At 62.0% G+C, this 23,122-nt stretch carries 23 protein-coding genes and 1 riboswitch; of the genes, 8 read left to right on the top strand and 15 right to left on the bottom strand.

Annotation, left to right across the window (positions count from 1 at the left end; all coding sequences use genetic code 11):
* Positions 1–39 precede the first annotated feature (39 nt).
* A complete protein-coding gene (locus RCH14_RS01180; protein ID WP_343024337.1) occupies positions 40–1,200 on the top strand; it encodes a hypothetical protein in 1,161 nt (386 codons plus the stop codon).
* A 341-nt stretch (positions 1,201–1,541) separates the two neighbouring features.
* On the opposite strand, the gene RCH14_RS01175 is transcribed toward RCH14_RS01180, so the two are convergent.
* The gene (locus tag RCH14_RS01175) at positions 1,542–1,823 is read right to left on the bottom strand and encodes a flagellar protein FliT (protein WP_343024336.1); all 282 of its coding nucleotides are present in this window, start codon (positions 1,821–1,823) and stop codon (positions 1,542–1,544) included.
* A gap of 158 nt (positions 1,824–1,981) precedes the next feature.
* Between RCH14_RS01175 and RCH14_RS01170 the strand changes: the two genes are divergently transcribed.
* Positions 1,982–2,599: a methyltransferase domain-containing protein gene (locus tag RCH14_RS01170; protein ID WP_343024335.1), complete on the top strand. Its 618-nt coding sequence runs from the start codon at positions 1,982–1,984 to the stop codon at positions 2,597–2,599.
* Between the two features lie 72 nt (positions 2,600–2,671).
* The gene (locus RCH14_RS01165; protein ID WP_343024334.1) at positions 2,672–2,848 is read left to right on the top strand and encodes a CsbD family protein; all 177 of its coding nucleotides are present in this window, start codon (positions 2,672–2,674) and stop codon (positions 2,846–2,848) included.
* Positions 2,849–2,915: 67 nt separating this feature from the next.
* Here the strand turns inward: RCH14_RS01165 and RCH14_RS01160 are convergent, their stop codons facing one another.
* A complete protein-coding gene (locus tag RCH14_RS01160) occupies positions 2,916–4,019 on the bottom strand; it encodes an AI-2E family transporter (protein ID WP_343024333.1) in 1,104 nt (367 codons plus the stop codon).
* Between the two features lie 207 nt (positions 4,020–4,226).
* Here RCH14_RS01160 and RCH14_RS01155 point away from each other — a divergent pair, with 207 nt between their 5' ends.
* Positions 4,227–4,433 carry a CsbD family protein gene (locus RCH14_RS01155; RefSeq protein ID WP_343024332.1) on the top strand — a complete coding sequence of 69 codons (207 nt, stop codon included), beginning with the start codon at positions 4,227–4,229 and terminating at the stop codon, positions 4,431–4,433.
* Between the two features lie 99 nt (positions 4,434–4,532).
* Here the strand turns inward: RCH14_RS01155 and RCH14_RS01150 are convergent, their stop codons facing one another.
* Positions 4,533–6,752: a S9 family peptidase gene (locus tag RCH14_RS01150; protein ID WP_343024331.1), complete on the bottom strand. Its 2,220-nt coding sequence runs from the start codon at positions 6,750–6,752 to the stop codon at positions 4,533–4,535.
* 87 nt (positions 6,753–6,839) lie between these two features.
* Positions 6,840–8,240: an MATE family efflux transporter gene (locus RCH14_RS01145; protein WP_343024330.1), complete on the bottom strand. Its 1,401-nt coding sequence runs from the start codon at positions 8,238–8,240 to the stop codon at positions 6,840–6,842.
* A gap of 175 nt (positions 8,241–8,415) precedes the next feature.
* On the opposite strand from RCH14_RS01145, the gene tssF reads away from it, so the two are divergent.
* The 3 genes from tssF (at position 8,416) to RCH14_RS01130 (ending at position 11,949) form a co-directional block, all read left to right on the top strand.
* Positions 8,416–10,248, top strand: a complete 1,833-nt coding sequence (gene tssF, locus RCH14_RS01140; RefSeq protein WP_343024329.1) for a type VI secretion system baseplate subunit TssF — start codon at positions 8,416–8,418, stop codon at positions 10,246–10,248.
* 3 nt (positions 10,249–10,251) lie between these two features.
* Positions 10,252–11,223, top strand: a complete 972-nt coding sequence (gene tssG / locus RCH14_RS01135) for a type VI secretion system baseplate subunit TssG (RefSeq protein WP_343024328.1) — start codon at positions 10,252–10,254, stop codon at positions 11,221–11,223.
* A 96-nt stretch (positions 11,224–11,319) separates the two neighbouring features.
* A complete protein-coding gene (locus tag RCH14_RS01130) occupies positions 11,320–11,949 on the top strand; it encodes a type 1 glutamine amidotransferase domain-containing protein (RefSeq protein ID WP_343024327.1) in 630 nt (209 codons plus the stop codon).
* Positions 11,950–11,976: 27 nt separating this feature from the next.
* Here RCH14_RS01130 and RCH14_RS01125 read toward each other — a convergent pair whose 3' ends face one another.
* The 3 genes from RCH14_RS01125 to RCH14_RS01115 all read right to left on the bottom strand — a co-directional run bounded on the left by RCH14_RS01125 (position 11,977) and on the right by RCH14_RS01115 (position 14,912).
* Complete coding sequence (locus tag RCH14_RS01125; protein WP_343024326.1) at positions 11,977–12,531, bottom strand: manganese efflux pump MntP family protein; 555 nt, start codon at positions 12,529–12,531, stop codon at positions 11,977–11,979.
* Between the two features lies 1 nt (position 12,532).
* Positions 12,533–12,708: riboswitch (yybP-ykoY riboswitch) on the bottom strand.
* 83 nt (positions 12,709–12,791) lie between these two features.
* Positions 12,792–13,913 carry an acyltransferase gene (locus RCH14_RS01120; RefSeq protein WP_343024325.1) on the bottom strand — a complete coding sequence of 374 codons (1,122 nt, stop codon included), beginning with the start codon at positions 13,911–13,913 and terminating at the stop codon, positions 12,792–12,794.
* Positions 13,914–14,072: 159 nt separating this feature from the next.
* Positions 14,073–14,912 carry a hypothetical protein gene (locus tag RCH14_RS01115; protein ID WP_343024324.1) on the bottom strand — a complete coding sequence of 280 codons (840 nt, stop codon included), beginning with the start codon at positions 14,910–14,912 and terminating at the stop codon, positions 14,073–14,075.
* A 786-nt stretch (positions 14,913–15,698) separates the two neighbouring features.
* Between RCH14_RS01115 and RCH14_RS01110 the strand changes: the two genes are divergently transcribed.
* Positions 15,699–16,250 carry a hypothetical protein gene (locus RCH14_RS01110; RefSeq protein ID WP_343024323.1) on the top strand — a complete coding sequence of 184 codons (552 nt, stop codon included), beginning with the start codon at positions 15,699–15,701 and terminating at the stop codon, positions 16,248–16,250.
* Positions 16,251–16,471: 221 nt separating this feature from the next.
* Here RCH14_RS01110 and RCH14_RS01105 read toward each other — a convergent pair whose 3' ends face one another.
* From RCH14_RS01105 to RCH14_RS01065, 8 genes are all read right to left on the bottom strand, one after another.
* Positions 16,472–17,701 carry a phage major capsid protein gene (locus RCH14_RS01105; RefSeq protein WP_343024322.1) on the bottom strand — a complete coding sequence of 410 codons (1,230 nt, stop codon included), beginning with the start codon at positions 17,699–17,701 and terminating at the stop codon, positions 16,472–16,474.
* Positions 17,702–17,792: 91 nt separating this feature from the next.
* Positions 17,793–18,002, bottom strand: coding sequence for a hypothetical protein (locus tag RCH14_RS01100; protein ID WP_343024321.1), 210 nt, complete (start codon positions 18,000–18,002; stop codon positions 17,793–17,795).
* Complete coding sequence (locus RCH14_RS01095) at positions 18,002–18,520, bottom strand: hypothetical protein (RefSeq protein ID WP_343024320.1); 519 nt, start codon at positions 18,518–18,520, stop codon at positions 18,002–18,004. The genes RCH14_RS01100 and RCH14_RS01095 overlap by 1 nt, the downstream gene beginning before the upstream one ends.
* The gene (locus RCH14_RS01090; protein ID WP_343024319.1) at positions 18,517–20,670 is read right to left on the bottom strand and encodes an AAA family ATPase; all 2,154 of its coding nucleotides are present in this window, start codon (positions 20,668–20,670) and stop codon (positions 18,517–18,519) included. The genes RCH14_RS01095 and RCH14_RS01090 overlap by 4 nt, the downstream gene beginning before the upstream one ends.
* A complete protein-coding gene (locus RCH14_RS01085) occupies positions 20,667–21,038 on the bottom strand; it encodes a hypothetical protein (RefSeq protein ID WP_343024318.1) in 372 nt (123 codons plus the stop codon). Before RCH14_RS01085 ends, RCH14_RS01090 begins: the two co-directional genes overlap by 4 nt.
* Positions 21,035–21,256, bottom strand: coding sequence for a hypothetical protein (locus tag RCH14_RS01080; RefSeq protein ID WP_343024317.1), 222 nt, complete (start codon positions 21,254–21,256; stop codon positions 21,035–21,037). Before RCH14_RS01080 ends, RCH14_RS01085 begins: the two co-directional genes overlap by 4 nt.
* Positions 21,253–21,900 (bottom strand): hypothetical protein, encoded by a 648-nt coding sequence (locus tag RCH14_RS01075; protein WP_343024316.1) that lies wholly within the window; start codon positions 21,898–21,900, stop codon positions 21,253–21,255. Before RCH14_RS01075 ends, RCH14_RS01080 begins: the two co-directional genes overlap by 4 nt.
* 376 nt (positions 21,901–22,276) lie before the next feature.
* A complete protein-coding gene (locus RCH14_RS01065) occupies positions 22,277–23,122 on the bottom strand; it encodes a hypothetical protein (protein ID WP_343024314.1) in 846 nt (281 codons plus the stop codon).

Genomic DNA, 23,122 nt, shown 5'->3' with positions numbered 1-23,122 from the left:
TCCGTTAATGACGCTTGGGCTTCACTCTTGTTAGTTGCTATGGCCAGCCGCCTCCCTGTATTCATCACGTGTGTTTTGCTCTCTTGCGGCGTCGGCGCGGCCGAACTCGGCGAGCCGCGCGTCAGTTCGTATATCGGCCAGCCGCTGGCGCTGGAACTCGAGCTGACCGCGCTCGCCGCGCCCGCGACCCCGGTCCAGGCACGCCTGGCGCACCCGGACGTGTACCGGGGTGCCAATATCGGCATGCCCGCCGTGCTGTCGGCGCTGGCCCTGCGCGTGAGCGAGCGCGATGGTCGTCAGTTCCTGCGCGTGACGTCGTCGGCGCCGGTTGAATCAAGCCGCCTGCACCTGTATCTGGAACTGGCCGATGGTGGGACGCGCGATGTGCGGCTCGTGACGCTCTTCATTGCGCCGAATCCGAATCCGCCGGCGCCAGCGGTGCCATTACCGGTGCCGGCACCGGTGCCCGCGAAGGCGCCGGCGCCGCTCGTGGCGGATCTTTCTGCTGCGCCCGTTGCGGTGCCCAAGCCGATGGCGGTCAAGCCAACGCCACCGAAACCGCCAAAGCCGCCGAAGCCGCCGAAGCCCCCGAAGCCCCCGAAGCCCCCACTTCCCGCCACGCCGGCGGCATCGGTCGCCTCCGAGAAAGTGGCGCCGGCGCCCGGGCCGGCTGAAGCCACGCATGCATCGACGCCAGTGCCCAAGCCGCTGCCTGTGCCTGTCGCCTTGCCTGCAGCCGCATCTGCCGCGACTTGCGCGCCATCGTCCTCAATCGACAATGCAACCGTGTGCGCCGCGCTCGATGTCAAGAACGCTCAGCTGCGCCAGCAAATCGGCACGCTGGAAGACAAGGTGCGGGTGTTGCAAGTGGCGCTGGGTGCCAGTCCGTCCGCGGTCATCCAGGACAAGGTCGCGACACCAACGGCGCCACGGCCTTCCCGCAGGCGCCCCGCGCCGGAGCCGGAGGCGTCCACGCCGTGGGGCTGGATCGCCGGCGGCGTGATCGTCGTGCTGGGGCTCGTGGGTGGCGCGCTGTTCGTCCTGCGCCGCCGCAAGCGGGCCGCGCCGATGATCCAGCCCATGCCGCGCATCTCGCTGATGGCACGCCTGCGCCAGCGCTTCGTTCGCAAAAACAAGGCGCCGGTGCCGGTCGAACCACAGTTGGACGAGCCGGACAAGGAAATGTCTACACAACTTTGATTCTGAGCTATAATGGTGCGGTGATCGACAAGGTCACAGACAGCACAGGGTCTGGCGCAGTCACCAACGATAGGTGGCGCGGCAAGCAGACGACCGTTGAGGAAACGCCTGTGTCTGGAAGCAGTCTGCTTGCCTACGATGGCAACGGACGCCGGCAGCAACCGGCACGAGGCGACGCCAGCAGATAGCTGGGGTTCGTCCTCTCACCGAATTCGCCATCGACCTGATGGCCGCCAAAGCGCCCCGATGGGCGCTTTTTTGTTGCCCTGGCGTCTGCAACAGGGTGTCTGGGGCGAAAAAAAAGCACCCGCAGGTGCTTTGACGATCAATTCGCTGACAGATCAGTGTGCGTGCAGCGCGCGATCGACTTGCTCGTCCCATGGCTCGGTTACATCGCGGATGGCGCGATCGTTGGCCATCAACTGCTTCAACAGCTCGATCTTGCTCAGGCGCTTGGCGCCTGTCAGCGCTGGCATGCCGGCCACTGCCGGGGCTACCTGAGCCCTGGCTTCCATGTTCAATTGCGCAAACTCGTGCCAGTCGCCGGCCTTGGCGGCGTGCGCCATCTGGCCCGTCAGGCCAGAGAGGTTTTCGTATATCGCAAGGACGTCGTCTGCGTTCATAGGGTTACCAAAGCATGTATTGTCAGGCCGGATTGCCGGTTGTCTGAACCATTTACGACTGCGCTGGCGGGAACTTTAGGGCGATCCAGAAATATTTTCACATTATTTTGCGCAGAGGCACCTCCCGCAAGGGGCGCCCCCGCAGGCATACTGTGCGCATGAACCATGACGACATCACCCGCAGTACTCTCCAACACTACAACGAGCATGCCGAGGATTTCTTTGCCGGTACGATTGACCATGATGTAAGTCAAAACATTGACGCCTTGCTGGGTGCAATCACAACGGCAGCGCCGCACACGATCCTCGACCTGGGTTGCGGGCCCGGGCGCGACCTCAAGACTTTCAGCGGCCTCGGCCATCGCGCCATCGGCGTGGATGGCAGCGAACGGTTTGTCGCGATGGCCCGGCAATACAGTGGTTGCGAGGTGTGGCACCAGGATTTCCTGCATCTGGATTTGCCGCCCGCGCTATTCGACGGCATTTTTGCCAATGCGGTGCTGTTTCACGTACCCAGCGCAGCGTTGCCGCAGACGCTCGATCAATTGTTCGGCACGCTCAAGCCGGGCGGGGTGCTATTCACCTCGAATCCGCGCGGCGAGAATCAGGAAGGCTGGAACGGCGACCGCTATGGCAGCTACCACGACTACGACAGCTGGGAGCGCTTCATGCTGGCGGCTGGCTTCGTCGCGCTGCATCACTATTACCGGCCGCCCGGCTTGCCACGCGACCAACAACCGTGGCTGGCGAGCGTCTGGCGCAAGCCCATGTGTTAAGCGCCGCACAGAAGCGGCCCGGACTTGCTCCTAGTGTGAAGCCTCATCCACGTCACGGGCAAGGAGATTGCAATGAACAAGGATCAAGTCAAGGGCAAGACCAAGGAAGTTGCCGGCAAGGTGCAGGAGAAAGTCGGCGAAGCCGTCGGCAGCCGCCAGCAGCAGAGCGAAGGCTTGTCGAACCAGGCTGAAGGCAAAGCTCAGAAGAAAGTTGGCGACGTCAAGGAAATCGCAAAAGGTAATCGCTGATACATTTCCGCTGATTCCTTCGGCATCATCAATAACAAAGCCGCGCATTGCGCGGCTTTGTTGTTATTCAAGACCCTCTGGCGGGTCTGTCCCCGGGTCTGTCTCCCAGTATGTCTTCGATATACAGCATCTTGACCAGCACGGACAGCACGGCTGCCAATGGCGTGGCCAGCGCAACGCCGGCAAAGCCGAACAGCGTGCCGAAGATCAGTTGCATCACGATCACGAGTGCCGGCGGCAACTCGATGGCTTTCGCCTCGATCATCGGCTGCAAGACATATCCTTCAAGCATATTGATCGCTGCAAACAGCAGCAGCGCATACAGCGCCAGATCCGGGCTGATCGACAGCGCCAGCAAGACCGCCGGAATGCCGGCCATGATCGGGCCCAGGTACGGAATGAAGTCGAGCAGGCCCGCGATCACGCCCAGGATCAGCGCCAGCGGTACGCCGAGCAGGCTGAGGCCAATGGCCGTGGTCACGCCGACGATCAGCATCGACACGGCCTTGCCCAGCAGCCAGCTCGACAGGTTGTCGCCCATCTCCTGCATGACCTCACGTGCGCGGCCCCGCTTTTGTTGCGGCACGAGGCGGATGAAGCCGCCGGTATACACGCCCGGCGAGGCGGCAAAATAAATGCCCACGAATATGATGATGACAATATTGCCGAGAGTACCGATGACACCGCTGAAGAACAGGCCGGCATTCGGCACCAGCGAACCCATCTGCTTGACGATGTCTTCCGGCGGCGGCAGCTCGGCCACGACGCGCTTGAGCAGAGGGTGTTGGGCGACTTCAGCTTGCAGGCGAAGGGCGGCGGCAGGGATTTCCTTGGCCAGCTGACCTGACTGCTCGGAAATCTGCGGCGCCATCGCCCACCCGCCCAGGCCAAAGATGGCGCTCAGCAGCAGAACGACCATGACCAGGGCGATGTTGCGCTTGATGCCCGTGCGCTGATGTAGCAACGCGCTCAGTTTGTAGAGCAGGATCGAAAACAGGATGCAGGCAAAGATCAGCAGCAGGGCATCGGCGGCAAGTACGACCGCTGCCAGGCCAAGGATGAACAGGACGCCGATGCCATTGACGAGCGTGACGCGGCGCGCAAGTTTGCGCTGGGTGAGGGGCGTCTCGGGCGCCGTGGCGTCGGAGGAAGGCGGCGTAGGGGGATGCATGGTGGTGTCTTGATCGGGCGTTGAAGGTAGTGTTAAAACGGGTGTCGATACAGCCGGTGTTATTAAAACAATAGCATTCTCAATGGCAAGGTGGCGCGCAATTCGACATGCCAGTTGTGTGCGTGCGCTAACAGAAGAGCTGGAAAGATTGCGTTAATCTGTACTCATCGCATCGCCAACCGGCCATGCCAAACACAGGAGATCACCATGAACAAAGACCAAGTCGAAGGCAAACTGAAAGAAGTTGGCGGCAAAATCCAAGAAGGCGCCGGCAAATTGGTGGACAGCAAGGAACAGCAGGCCAAAGGTCTGGCAAACCAGGTTGAAGGCAAGATCCAGCACGCTGCTGGCGACGTGCGCGAAGCCGTCGAAGACGCAGCTGACGACGCAAACCGTCCACGTCCACGTCCTTGATAGGGACTCCCCCGCCAGCCGCGCATCGCGGCAGGCGGGTGGGAAAAGAAAAAGCCGCATCGTTTCCGATGCGGCTTTTTTACGTCTGGCCCATCCGCCTTACTTTGCTGGCGTCTCGCCCAGGTGGCGCTTGAAGTAGGCTTCGATCAAGCCATACACGTGACGCTGGCTGGTGCGCCCCGAGATGCCATGCTTGGCGCCCGGATACGTCATCAGGTCGAACTGCACGTTGCGCTTGACCAGCTCGTCGATCAGCAGCGTGGTGTTGGAGAACAGCACATTGTCATCGGCCATGCCGTGCACCAGCAGCAATGGCGACTTCATGCCATCCAGGTGGGCAAATACGCCGCTGCGTTTGTAGGCTTGTGGATCGCCCTTCGGCGTCGCGCCGACGAACTGTTCGGTGTAGTGCGTGTCGTACAGGGACCAGTCGGTCACTGGCGCCACCGACACGCCCATTGCGATCTTGTCCGATGCCGCTGACAGCAGACGCAGCGTCATGAAGCCGCCATAGCTCCAGCCGAACACGCCGATCCGCTTCGGATCGACAAAGCTCTGCTTGGCCAGCCAGTCGATGCCCGTCACCTGGTCTTCGACTTCGTGCTTGCCCAGATTGTTGTACAGCACGTCGGTGAAGGCGCGCTCGCGGCGGCCCGAGCCACGGTTATCGAGGCGGAACACGACGAAACCCTGCTGCGCCATGTACTGGTCAAAGTAATTGCCCCAGGCACGGGTCACGCGCTGCGAGTGCGGGCCGCCATAGGTGAACAGAAACACCGGATAGCGCTTGGTCGCATCGAAATTGGCCGGCTTGATGATCGAATAGTGCAGCGTCTGGCCATCGTTGGCCTTCATCGTGCCGTATTCGGTGGCCAGGTGGTCGGCCATGTGGCGCGTGTACGGGTGGTTGGCATTGAGCTCGTTCTTTTCGATCCACTCGACCATCGCGCCATCGGCGCGGCGGATCGACACCTGCGGCGGGGTGCGCGGGTTCGAATAGGTGTCGACGAACAATTTGCCATTGCCGGCAAAAGCGGCGTCGTGCCAGCCATCGCCCTGCGTGATGCGGGCCGGCTTGTCGGCGCTGCTGCCGTCAAGCGCCAGCGCATAGGTCTGCTTGTCGATCACGGCGTCGCGGTTCGACGACACATACACCTTGCCGGCGCCTTCATCGACCGCCAGCACATCGTCCACGCCCCATGCGCCGCGCGAGATCGGGTGCAGCAGCTTGCCGTCCAGGTCGTACAGATACAGGTGGTTGTAGCCGCTGCGCTCCGAGGCCCAGATGAAGGCCTTGCGGTTTTTCAGGAAGCGCAGGTCGTTGTGGATGCTGACCCAGGTGGTCGAGTTTTCCGAGAATAGCGGGCGCTGCGCCAGCGAGCCGACATCGACGGCCACCAGGTCCAGGCGCTTCTGATCGCGCGTCTGGCGCTGGAACACGAGCGTCCTGGCATCGGCGCTGAAGTCGGCCCGCACCAGATAGATGTCCTTGTCCGCGCCCAGATCGATCTTGCGCTGCACGCCGGTGGCCGGATCGACCAGCATCAGGTCGATCAGCACGTTCGGATCACCCGCAGCCGGGTAGTGCTGGTCGATCACCTCGGTGCGATCGGCGAAGATCTCGAAGCGGCGCACGACCGGCACCGGCGCTTCATCGTAGCGGCGGTAGGCAATGGCCGAATCGTCCGGCGCCCAGTAGTAACCGGTGGTCTGGCTCATTTCTTCCTGCGCGATGAACTCGGCCGCGCCGTTGTGGACGGTGCCCTTGCCATCGGTGGTCAGCTGGCGCTCGGCGCCGCTTTTCAGGTCGATCACGACCAGGTTCTGGTTGCGCACGAACGAGACGTAGCGCCCGCGCGGCGAGATTTTCGGATCGGTCACGCTGCCCGAGGCGACCTTGCGTGCATTCTCTGGCTTGGCGGCATCGACGAGGTACAGGTCGCCACCGACCGGCACCAGCAATTGCTTGCCATCCGGTGACCAGAAATAATTCAGGATGCCAGACAGGCCAGCGGTGCGGGCGCGCTCGCGGCGTGCTTTTTCTTCGATCGACAAGGTCTCGGTCGGGACCAGCTGCTTCGAGTCCACCAGGCGCTGCGTGGCCTTGCTCTTGGTGTTGTATTCCCACAGGTCGAGACGGTACTGGTCGTCGGCGCGCGGGCGCAGGAAGGTCACGCGTTCGCCGTCTGGTGACACGCGCAGATTGCGCACGCTGGCGCCGGCCAGCGAAGTGTCGCCATAAATACGATCGAGGGTCAGACGTTCAGCCATGGCAGGAACAGCCGTGAGAGCGGCCAGGAGGACAAGGAGAGGGCGCATAGTTTCTCTGAAGGATGTTTAATTGACAGCAACCGCGAGACGATACCAGAGTCGGCCTGCCAGCGCTGTAATGACATGTCATAAAAACTAGCAGACCAACGATTTCGCCACACCTTCGCGGATGCGCTGGCGCGCCAGCTTCTCGAATTGCCAGGTCAGCAGTACCGCTGCAACCGTCAGTGCGAACACGAGGCCGATCCAGAAGCCGGTTGCCTCCATCGGCGCGGCCGGTGTCCACGGGAACCATTGCGGCGCCAGCCCCAGCACGCAACCGAGTGGCAGCGACAAGCCCCAGAACGATACCAGCTGGATCACCATCGGCGGGCGGGTCACCTGGTAGCCGCGGATGGCCGAGGCAGTGGCCACCTGGGTCGCGTCCGACAACTGGAACAGCGCCGCGAACAGCAGCAGGTGCGCCGTCACCTGCTGCACGGCCGGATCGGACGTGTAGGCGGCCGCGATTTCCCAGCGGAAGATGGCGATGAACAGCGCCGCGAGGGCGCCGACCGTTACCGACACGCCCACCCCGACCCAGCCGACGAAGCGGGCCCGCACCGGGTCGCCTTCGCCCATCGCCTGGCCAACGCGGGTGAGCATGCCAATTGCGAAACTGAGCGGCAGCATGAACACCAGCGACGCAAAATTGAGCGCGATCTGGTGCGCCGAGACTTGCACGACGCCGTAGCGCGCCACCAGCAGGCTGATCAGGCCAAAGGCGCTGACCTCGGCAAAATAGGTCACGCCGATCGGCAGGCCCAGGCGCAGCATGTTGCCGATGGCTGCGACGTCCGGGCCTTCGAAGCGGTCGAACGGGTAGGTCATGCGGTAGGCAGGCGAGCGCCGCACCCACCACAGCATCACGCCCAGCATCAGCCAGATGCCGCTGGCGGTGGCGATCGCGCAGCCGACCGCGCCCAGGCGCGGAAAGCCCAGCTCGCCAAAGACGAGCAGCCAGCTCACCAGCGTGTTGTACAGCAGGCCCGCGATCGCGATCCACATGATCGGCTTGGTCTGGTTGATGCTGGTCGTGTACCCGTACAGCGCGCGGTAGACGCCGAAGGCCGGCAAGCCGATGCTGATCACGTGCACGACCAGCGACGCGCGCGCGGCCACATGGGCATCGAGGCCGACATGGTCGAACAGCAGCGTGCACAGGTTGGCAAACAGCATCGCGACGGTGCCGACCAGCACCCCTTTCCACATCGCCTGGCGCACCGAGTGGGGCACCTGATCGTGCCGCGCGGCGCCCATTTCGTGCGCGACGACGGTGTTGATCGCCATCATCGTGCCCATGACGGTGACCAGCACGATCGACCACACGGCCGTGCCCAGCGACACCGCCGCCAGTTCCTCGGCGCTCACGTGCCCGGTCATGGCGACATCGACCACACCCATCCCGACGGTGGCCAGCTGGCCGACCAGAACCGGCCACGACAGGCGCCACAGGGTAAGGATTTCAGTACGGATCGGTGTGGCGGAGGTGGTCATGAGGCGGGCTCGGCTATGTGAACCCGGGATTTTACTGACTTATTGTCAAGACCGGGGAACGCAGCACCGTCCACGCGCTGCAACGCGCCGTTGATCCGTGCGCTTCCATTGCGCTTTCCCAACGACCCTGCGCGCGATCTGACCGACCGTAGCGTGTCAGCCTGAGGAGCGTCCAATGAAAGCGCTGTTGCCGTACTACGAGCGCGAGCTCGTCTATCTGAACACGGTTGGCCGCGAGCTCGCCCACCAATATCCACGCCTGGCCGCCGAGCTCGGCCTGGGGCCGGAAGGCAGCGAGGATCCGCACATCCGGCGCCTGATCCAGGCATGCGCGCTGCTCAATGCGCGCACCGCGAAAAAGCTCGACGACGATTATCCCGAACTGACCGGGGCACTGCTGGCCAGCCTGTATCCGCATTTCCTGCACGGCATCCCGAGCTGTTCGATCGTGCGTGTCCACGCCAGCGACCGTCAGCCCAACTCCGCCGCACCAGGGCACGTGCACGTGGTGCCGCGCGGCACCGAGATGACATCGCTGGCCGCGCGCGGCGCGCCATGCCGCTTTCGCACGACGGCCGACCTGGCACTGGCACCCGTGACGGTGACGCGGGCCTGGTTCTCGCCGGTGGCGCAGGTGCCGCCGCCGATCCGGCTGCCGGCCCGCGCCAGCGCCCGCATCAGCATCAGTATCGACAGCGCCATGCCGTGCCGGCTCTTGCCGGGGCTCGGCCTGGCGCGCCTGCGGCTGCACGTTGATGGCGATGCGCTGCTGACGGCCGCGCTCATCGACAGCCTCTGCCTGCACACGCTGGAAACGTGGGTCGAAACGCAAGGGCAGGACCGCTGGCGCCGCCTGGAGCGCCCGGCCTTGTCGCTCGGCGGCCTGGAGGCTGATGAAGCCCTGGTGCCGGAGCCGGCGCACGCCCATCCGGCCTACCGGTTGCTGACAGAATATTTCGCCTTTCCCGACAAGTTCCACTTCCTGGACGTCGACCTGGCGGCGCTGGCGCCGATGTTTCCCGCCGGCGCGCGCCGCTTCACGCTGCACGTGCTGCTGACCGGCTTGCACGTCGACTCGGGCCCGGCCCGCGTCCTGCGCGCGCTGTCGCACCAGCACTTGATCACGGGCTGCACGCCGGTCGTGAATCTGTTCCGGCAAGCGGCGGCGCCGGTACGCATCACGCACCGCTCGGCCATGTACGACGTGGTGCCAAGCCGGCACGAAGACGATGTCGAGGTCTACAGCATCGACGCGGTGCAGGTGCTGACGACGCACAGCGGCAAGACGGCTGGCGTTGCCTATCGCCCCTGTTATGGGTTGCGCCATGGCGAAGGTGGCGGCGGCCAGCGCTACTGGTTCGACCGCCGTATTGATGTGGGCGACCGTCGGCACCGCATGAAGATCGCCTTCAGCGACGACGATCCGGCGCCGGCCGGGCCCGAGCCAGCGATCGCGTCGATCGACCTGACCTGCAGCAACGGTGCGGCGGCCTGCGCCGTGGGCGTGGGCGCGCCGGGTGGTGACCTGGCCAGCGAAACGGCGATCGGCGACGTGCCCATCCGCCTGTTGCGCAAGCCATCGGCGCCGCTGCACTTCGGCAACCGCGATGGCACGGGCTGGCGCCTCGTGGCCCAGCTGGCGCTGAATCACCGCTCGCTGGCCGAGCTCGATACCTTCCGCGACACGCTGGCGTTGTACGATCTGGCGCGCTCGGGCAGTTCACAGCGCCAGATCGCCGGCCTGACTGCGCTCACCACCCTGCCGGCCACGGCGTGGCTGCGCAACCGGCATGGTGCCACGCTCGTGCACGGCACCGAGGTGCGGCTGACGCTGGAAGAAGAAGCGTTTGCCGGCAGCAGCCTGTTCGTCTTCGCGCAGGTGGTCAGCCGCTTTCTGGGGCTCTATGTTCACCTGAACAGCTTCACGCGGCTCGTGCTGGTCTCTGGGGAGAGCGGCAAGCAATTGCTGCGCTGCGAGCCGCGCAGCGGCGGCCTGACGCTGGTATAAGCGGTGATTGCCGACCTGCTGGCGCACCCGCAGCGCTATGAATTTTTCCAGGCGGTGCGCCTGCTGCTGCGCTGGCTGGGCCGACAAGGAATCGGCCCAGAGGGGGCGCTTGGCGACCTGATCCGCTTTCGCAACAGCCTTGCTCTGGGCTTTCCGCCCAGCGAAATCGAGGCCATCCACCTCACTGGCGAGGGCATCCCGGCAATCACGATCACGCCCGCGATGATGGGTTTGCTCGGCACGATGGGCGCCTTGCCGCTGCACTATACTGAACGGTTCGCGGCCTGGGAGCAGCGCACCCGCGACGACGGGCCACGCGCCTTTCTCGATCTGTTTTCCAGTCGCCAGGTGGCGCTGTTCTACCGCGCCTGGTGCAAATACCGCGTGCGGGAACCGCTGGCGGCGGGCGTCGACCGTTTTCAGCCGTTGCTGCTGGCGCTGGCCGGCGTGGCGCCGGGCATGGGGCATGTGCCTGACGCCGACGCCGACGCCGTTGCGCTGGCCCGGTTTGCCGCGCCGCTGCGCAACCGCGTGGTCAGCGCCGACCTGATCGCCGGCGTACTCGGGGTCCGTTTTGGTGTCGCAGTGCGCGTCGAGCAATATACCGGGCGTTGGGACGTGCTCGAGCCGGACCAGCGCACCCTGCTGGCTCGAGGCAATTGTATGCTCGGAGCAGGCGCCACCGCTGGGGCGCGGCTGCTGCGGCCCGAGCTGGGCATCCGCATCCGCCTGGGCCCGGTGAGCGGCACCGAGTTCGCGCGTTTTTTGCCGGGGCAGGAGGGCAGCCGCGCGCTGGCCGCCTTGCTCGGGCGCTTTGCCATTGACGTGCCATATCGCGAACTGCAAGTGGTGTTGCGGCGCGAGGCCGTCCAGGGCATGCGCCTTGGCGGTTCGGCGCGCTTGGGGCTCGATGGTTTCGTGTGCACGCGAAGCGCACCAGGCGATCGCGACGATATGTGCTACCTGCTCGGGTGACACGTTCGATTCCTGATGGCATACGCGCGCCACACATGTGCCGGGCCGCCTACAATCGATGTCAACGAATTAACAAACCATCGACCAGGAGGCACCATGCAACAAGCAGAAAACATGCAGCCGGCAGATCATCTCGAACCAGCGGCAACCCAATCCCTCGACGGCCGCCGCGTCGCCGTCTTGATGACCGATGGCGTCGAGCAAGTCGAATACACCGAGCCGCGCCAGTTCCTCGAAGCGCAAGGGGTGACGGTCGTGCTGGTCTCGCCAAAGAAAGTGGGCGAACAGATCCAGGGTTTCAATCACCTCGAGCCGGGCGACAAGTACGCAGTAGAACTGAACGTGGAAGACGCCAACGTGAACGACTACGATCTGCTCCTGCTGCCGGGTGGCGTGGCCAATCCCGACAATCTGCGGTCGAGCCCGGAATCCATCGCCTTCATCAAGGCGTTTGGCGATGGCGACAAGCCGATTGCTGCGATCTGCCACGGCGCCTGGCCGCTGATCGACGCGGGCATCGCCGAATCGAAGCACATGACCAGCTGGCCGACGCTCCAGATCGACCTGGTCAATGCGGGTGCTGAATGGACGGATGACGAAGTGGTCGTCGATGGCAAGCTGATCACGAGCCGGAAGCCGGATGACATTCCGGCGTTTAACGAAGCCATCATGAAGCAATTGATGGTGCAACAAGAAGCCGGCACCGATCCGGGGCCGACCTCGTAATCAGTCAGTCTTTGCATTCAGGGCGCGTCACTGCAGGTGTTCCCACAGCGTGACGCAACCGACCGCAATCAATACCAGGCCGCCGAAGATCTCGGCGCGCTTGCCGGCCAGGGCGCCGATGCGGCGTCCCACCAGCATGCCCAGCGTGACCATTGTCAGTGTCGCCAGGCCAATCGCCAGTGCCGGCCAGATGATACCGGTGTCCGTAAATGCCAGGCTCACGCCGACCACCATGGCGTCGATGCTGGTGGCAAAGCCCGTCAACGCCAGCAGCCACAGTGGCCGGTTCGAGTCTTCGGCCTCTTCCGGCGCGGCAAAGCCTTCGCGAATCATCCGCAGGCCCAGCCCGCACAGCAGGACAAAGGCGACCCAGTGGTCCCAGCTCTCGACATAGGCAGCGGCAATGCTGCCCAGCGCCCAGCCGACCAGTGGCGTCGTGCTCTCGATCACGCCGAACAGCACGCCCACCTTCAGTGCATCCTTGAACCGTACATGATGGCGGCGCGCGCCCATGGCAATGGCGACGGCGAAGGCGTCGGTAGACATGGCGAAGGCGAGGATCAGGATGGCGACGAGAGACATGACGGCTTTCCGATCGGGCACGACAAAAGGCATGTCGCGTGGCCCGAACGTCACGCAAACATGCCAATGGTCTTGCCAACCAGAAGGCTTGCGCACCATGACGTTGAGCGTCAAGTATGTTGATGCGACAAACTTCCGAAAGAGGAAGCAGGCTACTCCCCAAGGGCGGCGCTATGGTAACCCAACAGTAGCTGATCGGCAAGGCGCGTTATGTGCGCTTGATGCGGGCATTAAGGACAGGTTAGGCCACGTTGCCAGCATCAAGCGAGAAGGGTGCGGCGTCCCGGTGCCCACATCATTGCGCGGCCCATCGGCAACTCGACGCCGTAATGGAACAGGGCGCCGGCGATGATGCTGGCGATCCAGGCAAGGATGACGCCGGCAGTTTGCACGAGCACGTCCTGCGGCGCGAAGCGCGTGAACGCGGCATTGATGACGAGGCACACAGGGAAGTGCACCAGGAACACGGAGAACGAGATGTTTCCCGCGACGCTGACGAGGCGCCATTGTCCGGGGGCAGTCGTCGCCGACTGCATGCGCCCGAACGCAACCAGCCCACAAGCAACAAGCAGCGCGAGCGCAATGCGGCTACGAAAGTCGACCGTCAGCGCAAACAGCGCCGGCACCGCCATCAGCAGCAGCAGGACAGCGGTCGAGCGCGGCCGTCGGGTGGGATCGCTAGCCCACCACGCCAGTGCGCCCAAGCCATAACTGCCGAGAAAGTAGGGCGCCCAGACGTCCCAGTCGGCATCGAGGTTGAAGTACAGCAGCGAGGCGCCGGCGGCAATGGCCGTCAGGGCCGGGATCAGGTACGCCGACATGGGCTGTAACGATGCGTGGCTGCATGCCCACAGCAGAATGCTGAACAATGCATACAACTGAAGATCGATGGCGACGTACCATGCGCCCGCCGAGAGCGCGTCATAGGCGAGCACGTCTTGCAGCAGGAACGCGTGTGCGAGCAACTGCGCGCCGCTGGGTGGCGCGGAGATGGCGTCGTGCGTCATCCACAGGCCCGCCAGCCACGAGGCAGCGACGGCGAGCAGCATCGCCACGAAAAACGGCGGGGCCAGCTTGGTGTAGCGGCGCACGATCGCTGACAGCGGATTGGCGGGGCCGGACAGGCCTTTTGGGGACAGCGACTTTGCGGCGAGAAAGCCGCCGATGACCAGAAAGACCTGGACCGCGATACGGGCGTCCTGAGCGAGCCAATCCACCAACTCCGGAAGTGCCGTGCGGGTGTGGTCAGCCATGGGGCCGTAGAAGGCCAGGTGGTGCAGGACGATCAACTGGGCTGATAAGGCTTTCAACAGATTGATCGTCGCGTAGTCTGCGGGGCGTGCATTTTTTAACGTAGGGTTGGTGCCGACTTCAAACTTCATGCGCTTCCTAGGATATTGACATTTGGTGCGTGCCATCGGCTGCAGAGGTGCGGGCGGTAGGACGGACGCTATCATAACTGAGCTTGTCAGAAAGACACGCGCACGAGCAATGGTCGGTCGTTGTTGACGCAGTTCGTTCGATGAAATGGGGTGGCGTGCCTACTCCTGCTGGGCAGAATAGGCATTCACGATTCTGTCGAGCTCGTTGTCGGGAACGTCGATGACTTCAACGATGTCAGCATTAAATAGCCGCTGAAAACTCAAGGGCACCCTTGAATTGCTCAATTTAATCATGGAAGCTTCGGCAGGCTTTTCAACAATCAATTGCGTGCGAAGACTGGCACATCCACCGCATTCAAATTTCAAGATGTAATAGCCTCTGGGCAAGCGCAATTTGCTGATTCTGGCAGTATTCATTGGCTGGGCAATCAATAAATGTTGCTGCGAAATGTCGTACACCGAAATGAGGCCGTCCTTGTCCTGGGATTTACTTTGTTGGCTGGAAAACTCAAAGTAGTAGTCTCCCACTTCTCCCTGCTTGAGCCGACTCGCAACCGCCTGCGAAATGAATGAAAAAAAACTCAATTGCTGTGTCGCTGCCGCCAGCGGAGAGCGTGCTTGCTGCTGAGGCGTAAATGCTGCAAGTATGGCGAACACGGAGAGGCCGAGAGCAAATGATTCTTTGCGACTGGCTGGTCGATAAATGCCGCATAGAATTGTCGAAAAGATCGCCATCAGGCACAGGGCGATCCAGCCGGCACCCAGTACAGGCGAAAACTGCTCGCGCAGGACGGCAGAAATGCGCAGTACCGTGACATTCGTTGTTTCGCTCCCAGCGCGTATCAGCTCGCCAAATCCAACAAGAAAACCGCCGAATGCTGCTGAAAGATAGTGTTCACGGGCCCGTGAAGCATGTTCAGGTGCCCCGTCGTGGTCTTGGTCGTGGTCGTGGTCGTGTGTGGTCGGGGACTTGGAATGGTCTTCGGGATTGGATCGCATTTGTGCACCTGTCATCAGATGATGTCTGTGTCGAGCAGCAGCGGTGTGGATGCGTACTACCTTAGAGCAGGTGATGGGGCGGTTTCAGATTTGGGACAAACGCGCGTGGGGAACTTCATTTCAGTACTGCGATTGCGTTCGTCTTGCGAAGTTCTTTATTGGAATAGAGTGGGTTTCTTTTCCGGCGGCTCAAAATTGCATTGCTGTCAGCACTAGGGGAAGAAATCGCCTTGGCGATTTCCCTTTGGTCAGGCGAATCGGAGAGCCTTGCGCTTGCAAGCGCAAGGCGGATTTCCGGCGGGGAGCGGTGCTCCCCGAATCCCCGGAAATCCCCCGCGTCCCGCGGGTTCGATTCCCGCCGCCTGGGAGGCAGGCGAAAAAAAACCGTCCACAGGACGGTTTTTTTGGAATACTGGTGGAGGCGGCGTCTACCGAACTCCGCTATGTAAATGATGAGCTTTCGGGAAAAGTTACCCCCATAGTTACCCCCTTGGCCACGGCCTGTGTCAACGGCGGAGGGGCGGCCGCCCAGCTTTAACAAAAAGCGGCTCGCCTTTAACAAAAACAGACACTTTTAACATGATTCAAATGACCCGATTGGCCGGGTTTCTCCTATGAGAGCTGGTACTTTCAGGGCCCCGGCATTTGATTAACATTTTCTGAGGGGGGATTTTTTCTGCGCGTGCGGAACTAGTCGGTGTCTGAAAATGGAGCAGCGCCAACTATTCATAGCCCCCCCGGTAGGAGGCCCGTTACACTGTTGCCTTTATATCAATGGAGGTTGGCATGAGCACGAGGACACAGTTATCGCTGATGGCAGCGATCTTGGCGTCAGCTATTGGCGCCGCGATTTGGTTTTACTACTCACGGTTCGGGCTTTCCTTGGGCTTGAAATATGCGACCGATCCCGCCGACTGGGGCTCGTTCGGGGACTACATCGGTGGCCTGCTAAATCCTTTGATTTCTTTGTTCGCGTTTTATTGGCTCGGTTCGTCTGTCCGCCTTCAGGGCATCCAACTTCAGGACTCAGCTAGTGCGATTAATGAGGCTGCTAAGCATCAGGCTGCACAGGAGGCTCTTGCATTAAAAGGCCACCAACTGGCCAGTCTCAACATGGAGCTCTCGGCGATCCAAAGTGAAATCAGCTATCACCAGAGTTTGTTAGGTACTTGGCTTGACCAATTTCATGCGCCCGATCGACCAGTTACCGTGGTAAGCCCGGATGGGATTGAGATGCCGATTTGGGGGGCTGTAACTGGAACAGGTTACACCCTGAGAAAACTGCGGGGTGAGCAACGCCGCTTGATCGACCGCGTTAAAAATCTCTCAGCAGATTAGGAGATTGGATTGGGTTCTTCATCCACGCATGGTGGCGGCCTGGTCGAACAGTTCGACACGTTGACGGCCAGCGCAGTGGCGTGGCGCCTGCTTCGCCAGCGAGAGCTACTTGAGGTGGGAGGGGGAGATGGGTGGTGCGTGCCACGCGGCCTACATGGTCCGCTGCACGCTCTCGGGGTTTGGTGCGACTGGGCCACTCACCGAGTAACGCCCTGAACTGCTTAGCGCACGCCTGTGACCACGGCGATCGCCTTCGGATACATCACTGCAACGTCAGCGCGGACGTGGCAGATAAAGCCGATCTCGCCAGTGCCGGCGAACAGTTCGCTGGCCACCTGGATCGTCATCTGTTCGCGCATCATGAACTGCACTTTCGAGAAGTCGCCCACATAGATTTCGCTGCAATCGCTCGATGTGCCCACGGCCAGGTTGTTGGGCACTTGACTGGTGGCGATCATCTTCCAGTTCTCCAGCATCGATGGCTTCTCGATCGGCTGGCCAGTGCTGTCGGTCAGGCCGGCCAGCTTGATCAGCGAGCGGGGAGACATGATGGCGGCCAGTGGCGCCGGGGCGTCAGCCTGCAAGATTGCTTGGGTTGCGGCCAAGAGGTTCGCATAGCCCGCCAGTGCGGTGCCGTTGGCGCCGTTCGCAACGGTCTGGATCCCTGGCGTGCCGAGGATGCCCAGCGGTTGCGGTGCAACACCCGAGCCGCGCAGGGCCACGCGGTCCAGCTCCTTGGCGAATGCTTGGGCGATGGCGGTGTTGAGTGCCTGGGCCATGTTCGGTGCGTCGGCCAGCAGCTCGCGGCTTACCTTGAACAGGAAGGCCAAGCTTTTCGGCGCGGCGACGACGGCGCGGAAGGTCGGGTCGGATACCGCAACAGCGCCCGATTCCAAGCGCCACGAAGCGGTCGGAATGTTGTCGATCGCGGCAGTGGTGAAACTCTTCGCACCGGCATTCAGCGGAACGATCCCAGCGCCAGCCGAAAGCAGGGCAGAAGCGGGAACCAGCGCCTCCAGGATGCCCGGCATGACGACGCTGGGGATCATGTAGCCGCCGGTCGAGTCGGTCCCGGTGGAGAGTGCGGCATGAACCGATGCGTTCGACTTCATGCCGGCCACGCCACGCATGAAGTCGTCGATCCGGATAGGGTCTTCACCAGGGCGAGCGGCGCTGTTGCTCATCGCGCTGTAGTGGGCGCGGATATCCGTGCTATTGCGCAGCACCTTCACATCGCCACCCTCTGGATTTTTCCAAGCAGGCGCGCTCGCCTGGGCCTGCGCATCGAGCGCCTTAAACTCGACGTCGAGCTGGCCGGCGCGGTTCATCAGCGTATCCCATTCGGTTTGCTGCTTCGGTCCCCAGCTCGCGCCAGGATGTTCCTCGAGCAGCTGCTTGGTGCGGGCGTTGAGCTTGTCTGCTTCGGCACGGAGTTCGGTAAGTCTGGACATATTTTTCCTTGTTGAAAGTGTCCAGACAGAATCTCTCAAGTGCAGCCCGCGCCGCAATGTTGCACATGGGTGCAGCGCGGCCCGACTCGTCTCATCGGTGAGAGGGAAGGCTCGCCAGGCGCTTGAGCCGTAGCCAGTGCTCGAAGTCGGCGCGCGCGATGACCGTGATTCCCGGCGTGATTTCGAAAAAGCGCGGGAAGGATGCGTCAGTTTTGATCATTCGCGCCAGCGTGTGGCGGCTGATTCCTAGTTCGTATGCGACCAGCTGGCGCCGCATGTATTGGCTGATGATGGCCGTCATTAGGTAACTCCTTCCAGGTGCTCCGCCGGTCTTGCTGGTACTGGCCGGCGGAACGAATGAATGTCTCCCTCAAATTGAGGAAGTGCGATCGCGCTGCGCTCCAGGCGGAAGGCTTTGCAGCGCTGCAGCAGCACCGGAAGCTCGCTGGGCAGCTGTGGGCCTCCGTGCCCGGCCTGGCGCCACTGAGCGCAGCGTGGCGCGCGTGCGGTGTCGAACAGGTGGCTGCACTCCAGGCACAGCCGGCGTTCATCATGCTGGGCGTCGCGGGTCTTGAGGCGAAGCGCCAGCGCATGCGCTTCGGCCTGCCCGACGTGCTGCCTGATGAGGTGGGCCGCGCGCTGTGCGACCAGCACCAGGTCGCTGGCCAGCAGCGCCAGCAGTTCGGCTTTGAACGATCGCAGCAACGGGCGCCATTCATCGAGCACAGCCGGCGTGCCGGCGATGATCAGCTTGCCGCCGTCGACTGATACCGTGCCCCCCTCCGCCGCGCAGCATTCCAGCATCAGATTGAGCGTCATAGTTCCTCCCGTACAACGGTGTCAGGCTGCACTTCGACCCCCGAAGGGAGCACCGAAGGGAGCGAAGGGAGCGAAGGGAGCGCGTTTTTTAACGCACACTCTTCGGCACTCTTCGTGCTCCCTTCGGGTACTCGGTTGCTGTTTTGTAGCAGGCGCCACACCCAAGCACCACCCATGCTCAACTTGACCGACTCCACACCCAGCTCTTTTTTCAGGCGCTTGGCCACGTCCCATGAGTGGCCGGCGTCGCGTACTTCGGCCTGCAGTCTCTTCGTCGGCATTGAGCCGCCGGCGTCCTTGAGCATGTCAGCGATCATGTGCTTGAGCTCGTCGCGTGCGCTCACGTCATCGTTTTCGTCTGTCTCGACCTCGCCCAAGATTTCGCGCGCGCTGCCCTCGATCAGGTCTCCCCACATGGCGCAAGTCGTCTCGATGCCGCCCTCGATCGTCATCGGCTCGATCATGTAGGCCACGCCGCCGTCGTCCTTGGCGATGTTGGACTTCGCCCGGGCCAGCACGCGCCTGGTGGTTTCCTTCTCCTTCGCCGTGACCAACACCATACGGGCCAGAGCGCCGAACGCCTGGGAACCGATGACACGGTCTTGCGGATCGCGGTCGGCGCCCGCCTTGGCGAAGTGCGTGATGCCGATGACGGCGCAATCGTGCGCGTCCGCGAAGTCGACCACCGCCTGCAGGCTGCGCCGGACGTCGTTCGCCTTGTGCATGTCGCCGGCGACAGCCGACACGATCGGATCGATGATCAAGAGGCTGACGCCACCCATGGCCAGCACCGCGCGGTGCAGCTCGATGATGTCCTGCGACGGATCGAACGGCACGCTCTCACCGTTCTGCGCGATGCCCTCGATGAAGTGGCAGCGCGACAGGTCGGCGCCGGCCGCAATCAGCCGGGGCACCAGCGTATCGTCGGCCACGTCTTCACTGGACCAGATCAGCACGTTGCCTTTGGTCTTGGTCACCGTACCGTCAGGCCAGCGGCCACCGGCTGTGATGACGGCAGCCAGCGCCAGCGCCAGCGTGGTCTTGCCGGTGCCGGCCGCGCCGGCCAGGATCGTCAGCTTGCCGGCAGGGAGCCATCCAGGCCACAGCCAGGTGATGGCCTGAGGCTTGATGTCGGCGCCGCACCGGATCTTCACCACGCGGCTCGGCGCCGGCGCTGCTGGGCGATCGTTCGATGGCTTGACCGGCTTGGCTGCTGGCGGATCGAAGTGCACCGCTTTCGAGAGCGCGTCGACCAGCGCTTCGGCGCCCTGGCGCTGGGCCAGGTCGTTGAACTCGGTCGGGCGGTCCTCGTCGGATTCGAACTCCGGTACTGCGAGCCAGCCACCGACGGCGCGCGCGGCAGCAGTGGCTCGCTCGACACCCACGTTGCCGGTCGCGTTGAAGCGGTCGTTGTCGGCGCACACGATGATCTGCACATCGGGGAGCTTGCCGCGCAGCGCCAGCGCCACTGCCTCCAGGTTGCCGGCGTTGAATGCGACCGCGACCGGATGACCGAGGGCCGCGAACAGGCTGGCGCCGGTGGCGAAGCCCTCGCACACTAGCACCGTGTCGTAGGGCTTGCCGCCGAAGCTGTAGTACGCGCCCTGCACACGGCCGTTGGACTTGAAACGCTTCGTGCCGTCGGCATAGATGAACTGCAGGCTACACAGCGTGCCCTGGGCGTCCCGCAGCGGCACCAGCAACGTGCGCTTGTCCTTGAACTCCTTAAGGCCGTACGGCTTGATACCTTTGCGGACGCAATACGGGTTGTCTTCGGTCGCGTCGAGCGCGCCGGCGAATATGCGGGCACAGTCGGCAGCTGCTTCCTGCTCAAGCTGCAGGCGCGTGAACTCGGCATCCTGGCGGGCCTTGGCGATCTTGGCCTGGTAGTCGGTGCGCTCGATCGGCGTCAGTGCCTGGTCGGACTTGCCGCACCACTTTTCGGACAGCCCGGTTTTCCAGTTGCCGAAGGCGCCGGCTGGCACGCCGTCAGCATGCAGGACATACCAGGCTGATTTCTTACCCTTCTTGTCGTCGTTGGCGTCGAAGCGGTGGCGCGCGCCGTCCGCCAGAATCTCGGGTGGACTGAGGTCGAATGCCGCCAGCGCAGCGCTGAACTGAGCTTCGATGTTTGTCTGAGGAGCGTTCAATTTGCCCCCTTTCCGGACGGCTTGCGGCCGGCCCGATATTTGTTCATCCATTCGACGCGGGACTCGGCGTGCCGGGCCAGCATGTTTGCGCTGGCATTGGCGAACCGCAGGAGGCATTCGGTGTCCGGCTTATCGAGCAAAGGCACATCTTCTTCGCCATCGTCAGCGGCCTCGTTCATTTCCCGCGCCAGGGTGCTGGTATTGATCATTTCAAGGCAGAGCCCGATGCCGGCCGCGAAGTCCTTGACGGTCTCGGCGAACTGCGCATCCTGGTCGAGCTTGAGACTCGGATCGAGAAACGAGAAAGCCTCGTGCGCTGCCCTTCGGCCTTGTGGCTGGCCGGCCTGGTGTTTGGTCGGGGCGCTCATGGTTTAGCTCCCATCATGCCGGCCACGGTGGCCACGATCTCGTCGGCCATCTGCTGGGCAAGCCAGAGCATGGAATCAGCGCCTTCGGATGGCTGGATCAGCACCAGCAGGCGGGCCAGCTGGCGCGCGCGCATCAGCGCATGGTCGCCAACATCTTCGGCAGCAATGTGCAGCTGCGAATAGGGCGCGGTCATCAGGACGTTGTTGTGGGCGGTCATGCTGCACCTCCCACGATAGCGGCGAGCTGCTGGGCCAGGTCATCGGCCAGGCTGGCAGAGACGGCGATTGCGTCATCTTGGCCAGCGGGCGGCAGCAGAGCGAATACGCTCAGCATGGCGCCAATAGTGTCAGCGATGCCGGCAAGGCGGCGGATTTGTTCGGAGTGGGATTGTACCGGCGAGTTCGTGCTAGGCATGTGAGCCTCCTTGTGATTGATTTGAAAATCAACCATCCCGACGCCAATCGGGGTGGAAGACCGTGCAAGGTTGGCGTGCTGGCCACAAGTAACCAGTGGGCATTGCTGCCCCCTCACACGGCCCTCCATAGGAGAAAAGCCAATGCGTTGCGCGTAAAAAAAGCCATCAATGATTGAAGGCTTCGCGCCTTGTAGTTGCAGGACGCCAATCCTGGTTCCGTCTTTGTCGGGAACATGGCCAGAATACGCCGGCCGGATGTGAACGGTCAAGGGATTCGGCGTCAGGGTCTTCAGATTTTTGTGAACCAGTGCACGAAGGGAGCGCAAAGAGTGCCGAAGAGTGTGCGTTAAAAAATGCGCTCCCTTCGCTCCCTTCGATGGTTTTCTGCTCCCTTCGGCGCAGTGCGTCGGGAGCCGCTTGATGGTGTGTTGTGATGCGTCAACCATTATCGCCACCTCAAACAGCTGCGGAGATAAGGTTACGGATGTCCTCGACACGCCACGCGGTAGTGCGCGGCCCGAGCTTAACAGGGGAGGGGAAGCGGCCGGACTTCACGCCAGCCCACCAGGTCGACTTGCAGACCGGGACCACGGCAGGGACTGGCGGCTGCGCGCGGTTATCTCCGATGATCTGGGGGAGACGGAGAAAACCGGTTTCGGGAAGTTGATGCATTTAGATTGCTCCTGTCTGAATTGGTCCGAACTGGACCGACAGGGCAATCTTGATTCCTGTTTTCTTTACTGAAAACCCGCCTGCTGGCACGATGCTCACCACGCCGCAGAATGCGCAGGGTGCGGCAAAGTAAGCAGTCTGCGTGCAAACTTACTGTTCGTTCTCCGTTTCCCATCGACGACACCAGTCCTCTATCACTTTTTGGCTTTCCAGGTTTTCGCACTTGTCGAGCATGTCGCGTGCAAAAGCGGCTTTGCCTTTATAGGTTTCTGGTTTTTTACGCCATTCTTTCCAGCAGTTGAATACAAAGTGTCTGTCTGCCTGCTTCGGATCTTTTTCATGACGCAGATTCGCCCTCTTGCGAGCTGTTTCACTATTTGCGTGTTTGAGTAGACCTTCCCTATTAAACTCGCTAATACTAATTTCTGCGGCGTGAAGAAACCTATGCGCTGCCATTAATAAGCTAATCGTGTCTTTGCTAAAACCAGAGGCCTTTATATCGCTGCAAGCTTGATCGACCATTAAAACGGCACAAACGGCAATTAGTTGGGATGGCTCATATTCTCTATAATCGACGCTGCGATCATAACCCTCAGCAATCGCCGCAATATAGTTGCGCCATTCATCTGCAGTCCTAATTTTACGGAAAGGAGGGCATGGCGGATCACTGTAGTCACGATTTTCATAAAAAGAAAGGTCGTGTGCGTAATTGGCGAGGCGAATAATCCCATAGTTGTCTATTGGGTAGGCATACTGCGCATCATCGCCCTCAGGCCCGGCGCACCAGCTAGCGCAAAGTGCCAGTGACTTATTAAGCAGTCGAAAAGCCTCTTCTCCGAATGATTCGACAAAGCGGCTTGAGATTGCGCCTTCATGCAAATTTTGGGGGTCAAAGTTTACAAAAATCGAATTATATTTCGACTGATACGACCTAGCGACAAAGCCATCGAACCAAATAGATTCCATTGCTGCGTAAAATTTTGATTGTTCTTTCAT

The organism is Massilia sp. MP_M2 (genome assembly GCF_039123635.1).
Classification (GTDB): Bacteria; Pseudomonadota; Gammaproteobacteria; order Burkholderiales; family Burkholderiaceae_D; genus Telluria.
The sequence above is the reverse complement of the archived record's forward strand: the minus strand, read 5'-3'. Positions and strand labels throughout refer to the sequence as shown.

What these genes read in the sequence shown, in the direction of transcription:
- RCH14_RS01180 (WP_343024337.1), top strand. Translation starts at nt 40, where the DNA reads ATGGCCAGCCGCCTCCCTGTATTCATCACGTGTGTTTTGCTCTCTTGC.
- RCH14_RS01175 (WP_343024336.1), bottom strand. Translation starts at nt 1,823, where the DNA reads ATGAACGCAGACGACGTCCTTGCGATATACGAAAACCTCTCTGGCCTG.
- RCH14_RS01170 (WP_343024335.1), top strand. Translation starts at nt 1,982, where the DNA reads ATGAACCATGACGACATCACCCGCAGTACTCTCCAACACTACAACGAG.
- RCH14_RS01165 (WP_343024334.1), top strand. Translation starts at nt 2,672, where the DNA reads ATGAACAAGGATCAAGTCAAGGGCAAGACCAAGGAAGTTGCCGGCAAG.
- RCH14_RS01160 (WP_343024333.1), bottom strand. Translation starts at nt 4,019, where the DNA reads ATGCATCCCCCTACGCCGCCTTCCTCCGACGCCACGGCGCCCGAGACG.
- RCH14_RS01155 (WP_343024332.1), top strand. Translation starts at nt 4,227, where the DNA reads ATGAACAAAGACCAAGTCGAAGGCAAACTGAAAGAAGTTGGCGGCAAA.
- RCH14_RS01150 (WP_343024331.1), bottom strand. Translation starts at nt 6,752, where the DNA reads ATGCGCCCTCTCCTTGTCCTCCTGGCCGCTCTCACGGCTGTTCCTGCC.
- RCH14_RS01145 (WP_343024330.1), bottom strand. Translation starts at nt 8,240, where the DNA reads ATGACCACCTCCGCCACACCGATCCGTACTGAAATCCTTACCCTGTGG.
- tssF (WP_343024329.1), top strand. Translation starts at nt 8,416, where the DNA reads ATGAAAGCGCTGTTGCCGTACTACGAGCGCGAGCTCGTCTATCTGAAC.
- RCH14_RS01130 (WP_343024327.1), top strand. Translation starts at nt 11,320, where the DNA reads ATGCAACAAGCAGAAAACATGCAGCCGGCAGATCATCTCGAACCAGCG.
- RCH14_RS01125 (WP_343024326.1), bottom strand. Translation starts at nt 12,531, where the DNA reads ATGTCTCTCGTCGCCATCCTGATCCTCGCCTTCGCCATGTCTACCGAC.
- RCH14_RS01120 (WP_343024325.1), bottom strand. Translation starts at nt 13,913, where the DNA reads ATGAAGTTTGAAGTCGGCACCAACCCTACGTTAAAAAATGCACGCCCC.
- RCH14_RS01115 (WP_343024324.1), bottom strand. Translation starts at nt 14,912, where the DNA reads ATGCGATCCAATCCCGAAGACCATTCCAAGTCCCCGACCACACACGAC.
- RCH14_RS01110 (WP_343024323.1), top strand. Translation starts at nt 15,699, where the DNA reads ATGAGCACGAGGACACAGTTATCGCTGATGGCAGCGATCTTGGCGTCA.
- RCH14_RS01105 (WP_343024322.1), bottom strand. Translation starts at nt 17,701, where the DNA reads ATGTCCAGACTTACCGAACTCCGTGCCGAAGCAGACAAGCTCAACGCC.
- RCH14_RS01100 (WP_343024321.1), bottom strand. Translation starts at nt 18,002, where the DNA reads ATGACGGCCATCATCAGCCAATACATGCGGCGCCAGCTGGTCGCATAC.
- RCH14_RS01095 (WP_343024320.1), bottom strand. Translation starts at nt 18,520, where the DNA reads ATGACGCTCAATCTGATGCTGGAATGCTGCGCGGCGGAGGGGGGCACG.
- RCH14_RS01085 (WP_343024318.1), bottom strand. Translation starts at nt 21,038, where the DNA reads ATGAGCGCCCCGACCAAACACCAGGCCGGCCAGCCACAAGGCCGAAGG.
- RCH14_RS01080 (WP_343024317.1), bottom strand. Translation starts at nt 21,256, where the DNA reads ATGACCGCCCACAACAACGTCCTGATGACCGCGCCCTATTCGCAGCTG.
- RCH14_RS01075 (WP_343024316.1), bottom strand. Translation starts at nt 21,900, where the DNA reads ATGGTTGACGCATCACAACACACCATCAAGCGGCTCCCGACGCACTGC.
- RCH14_RS01065 (WP_343024314.1), bottom strand. Translation starts at nt 23,122, where the DNA reads ATGAAAGAACAATCAAAATTTTACGCAGCAATGGAATCTATTTGGTTC.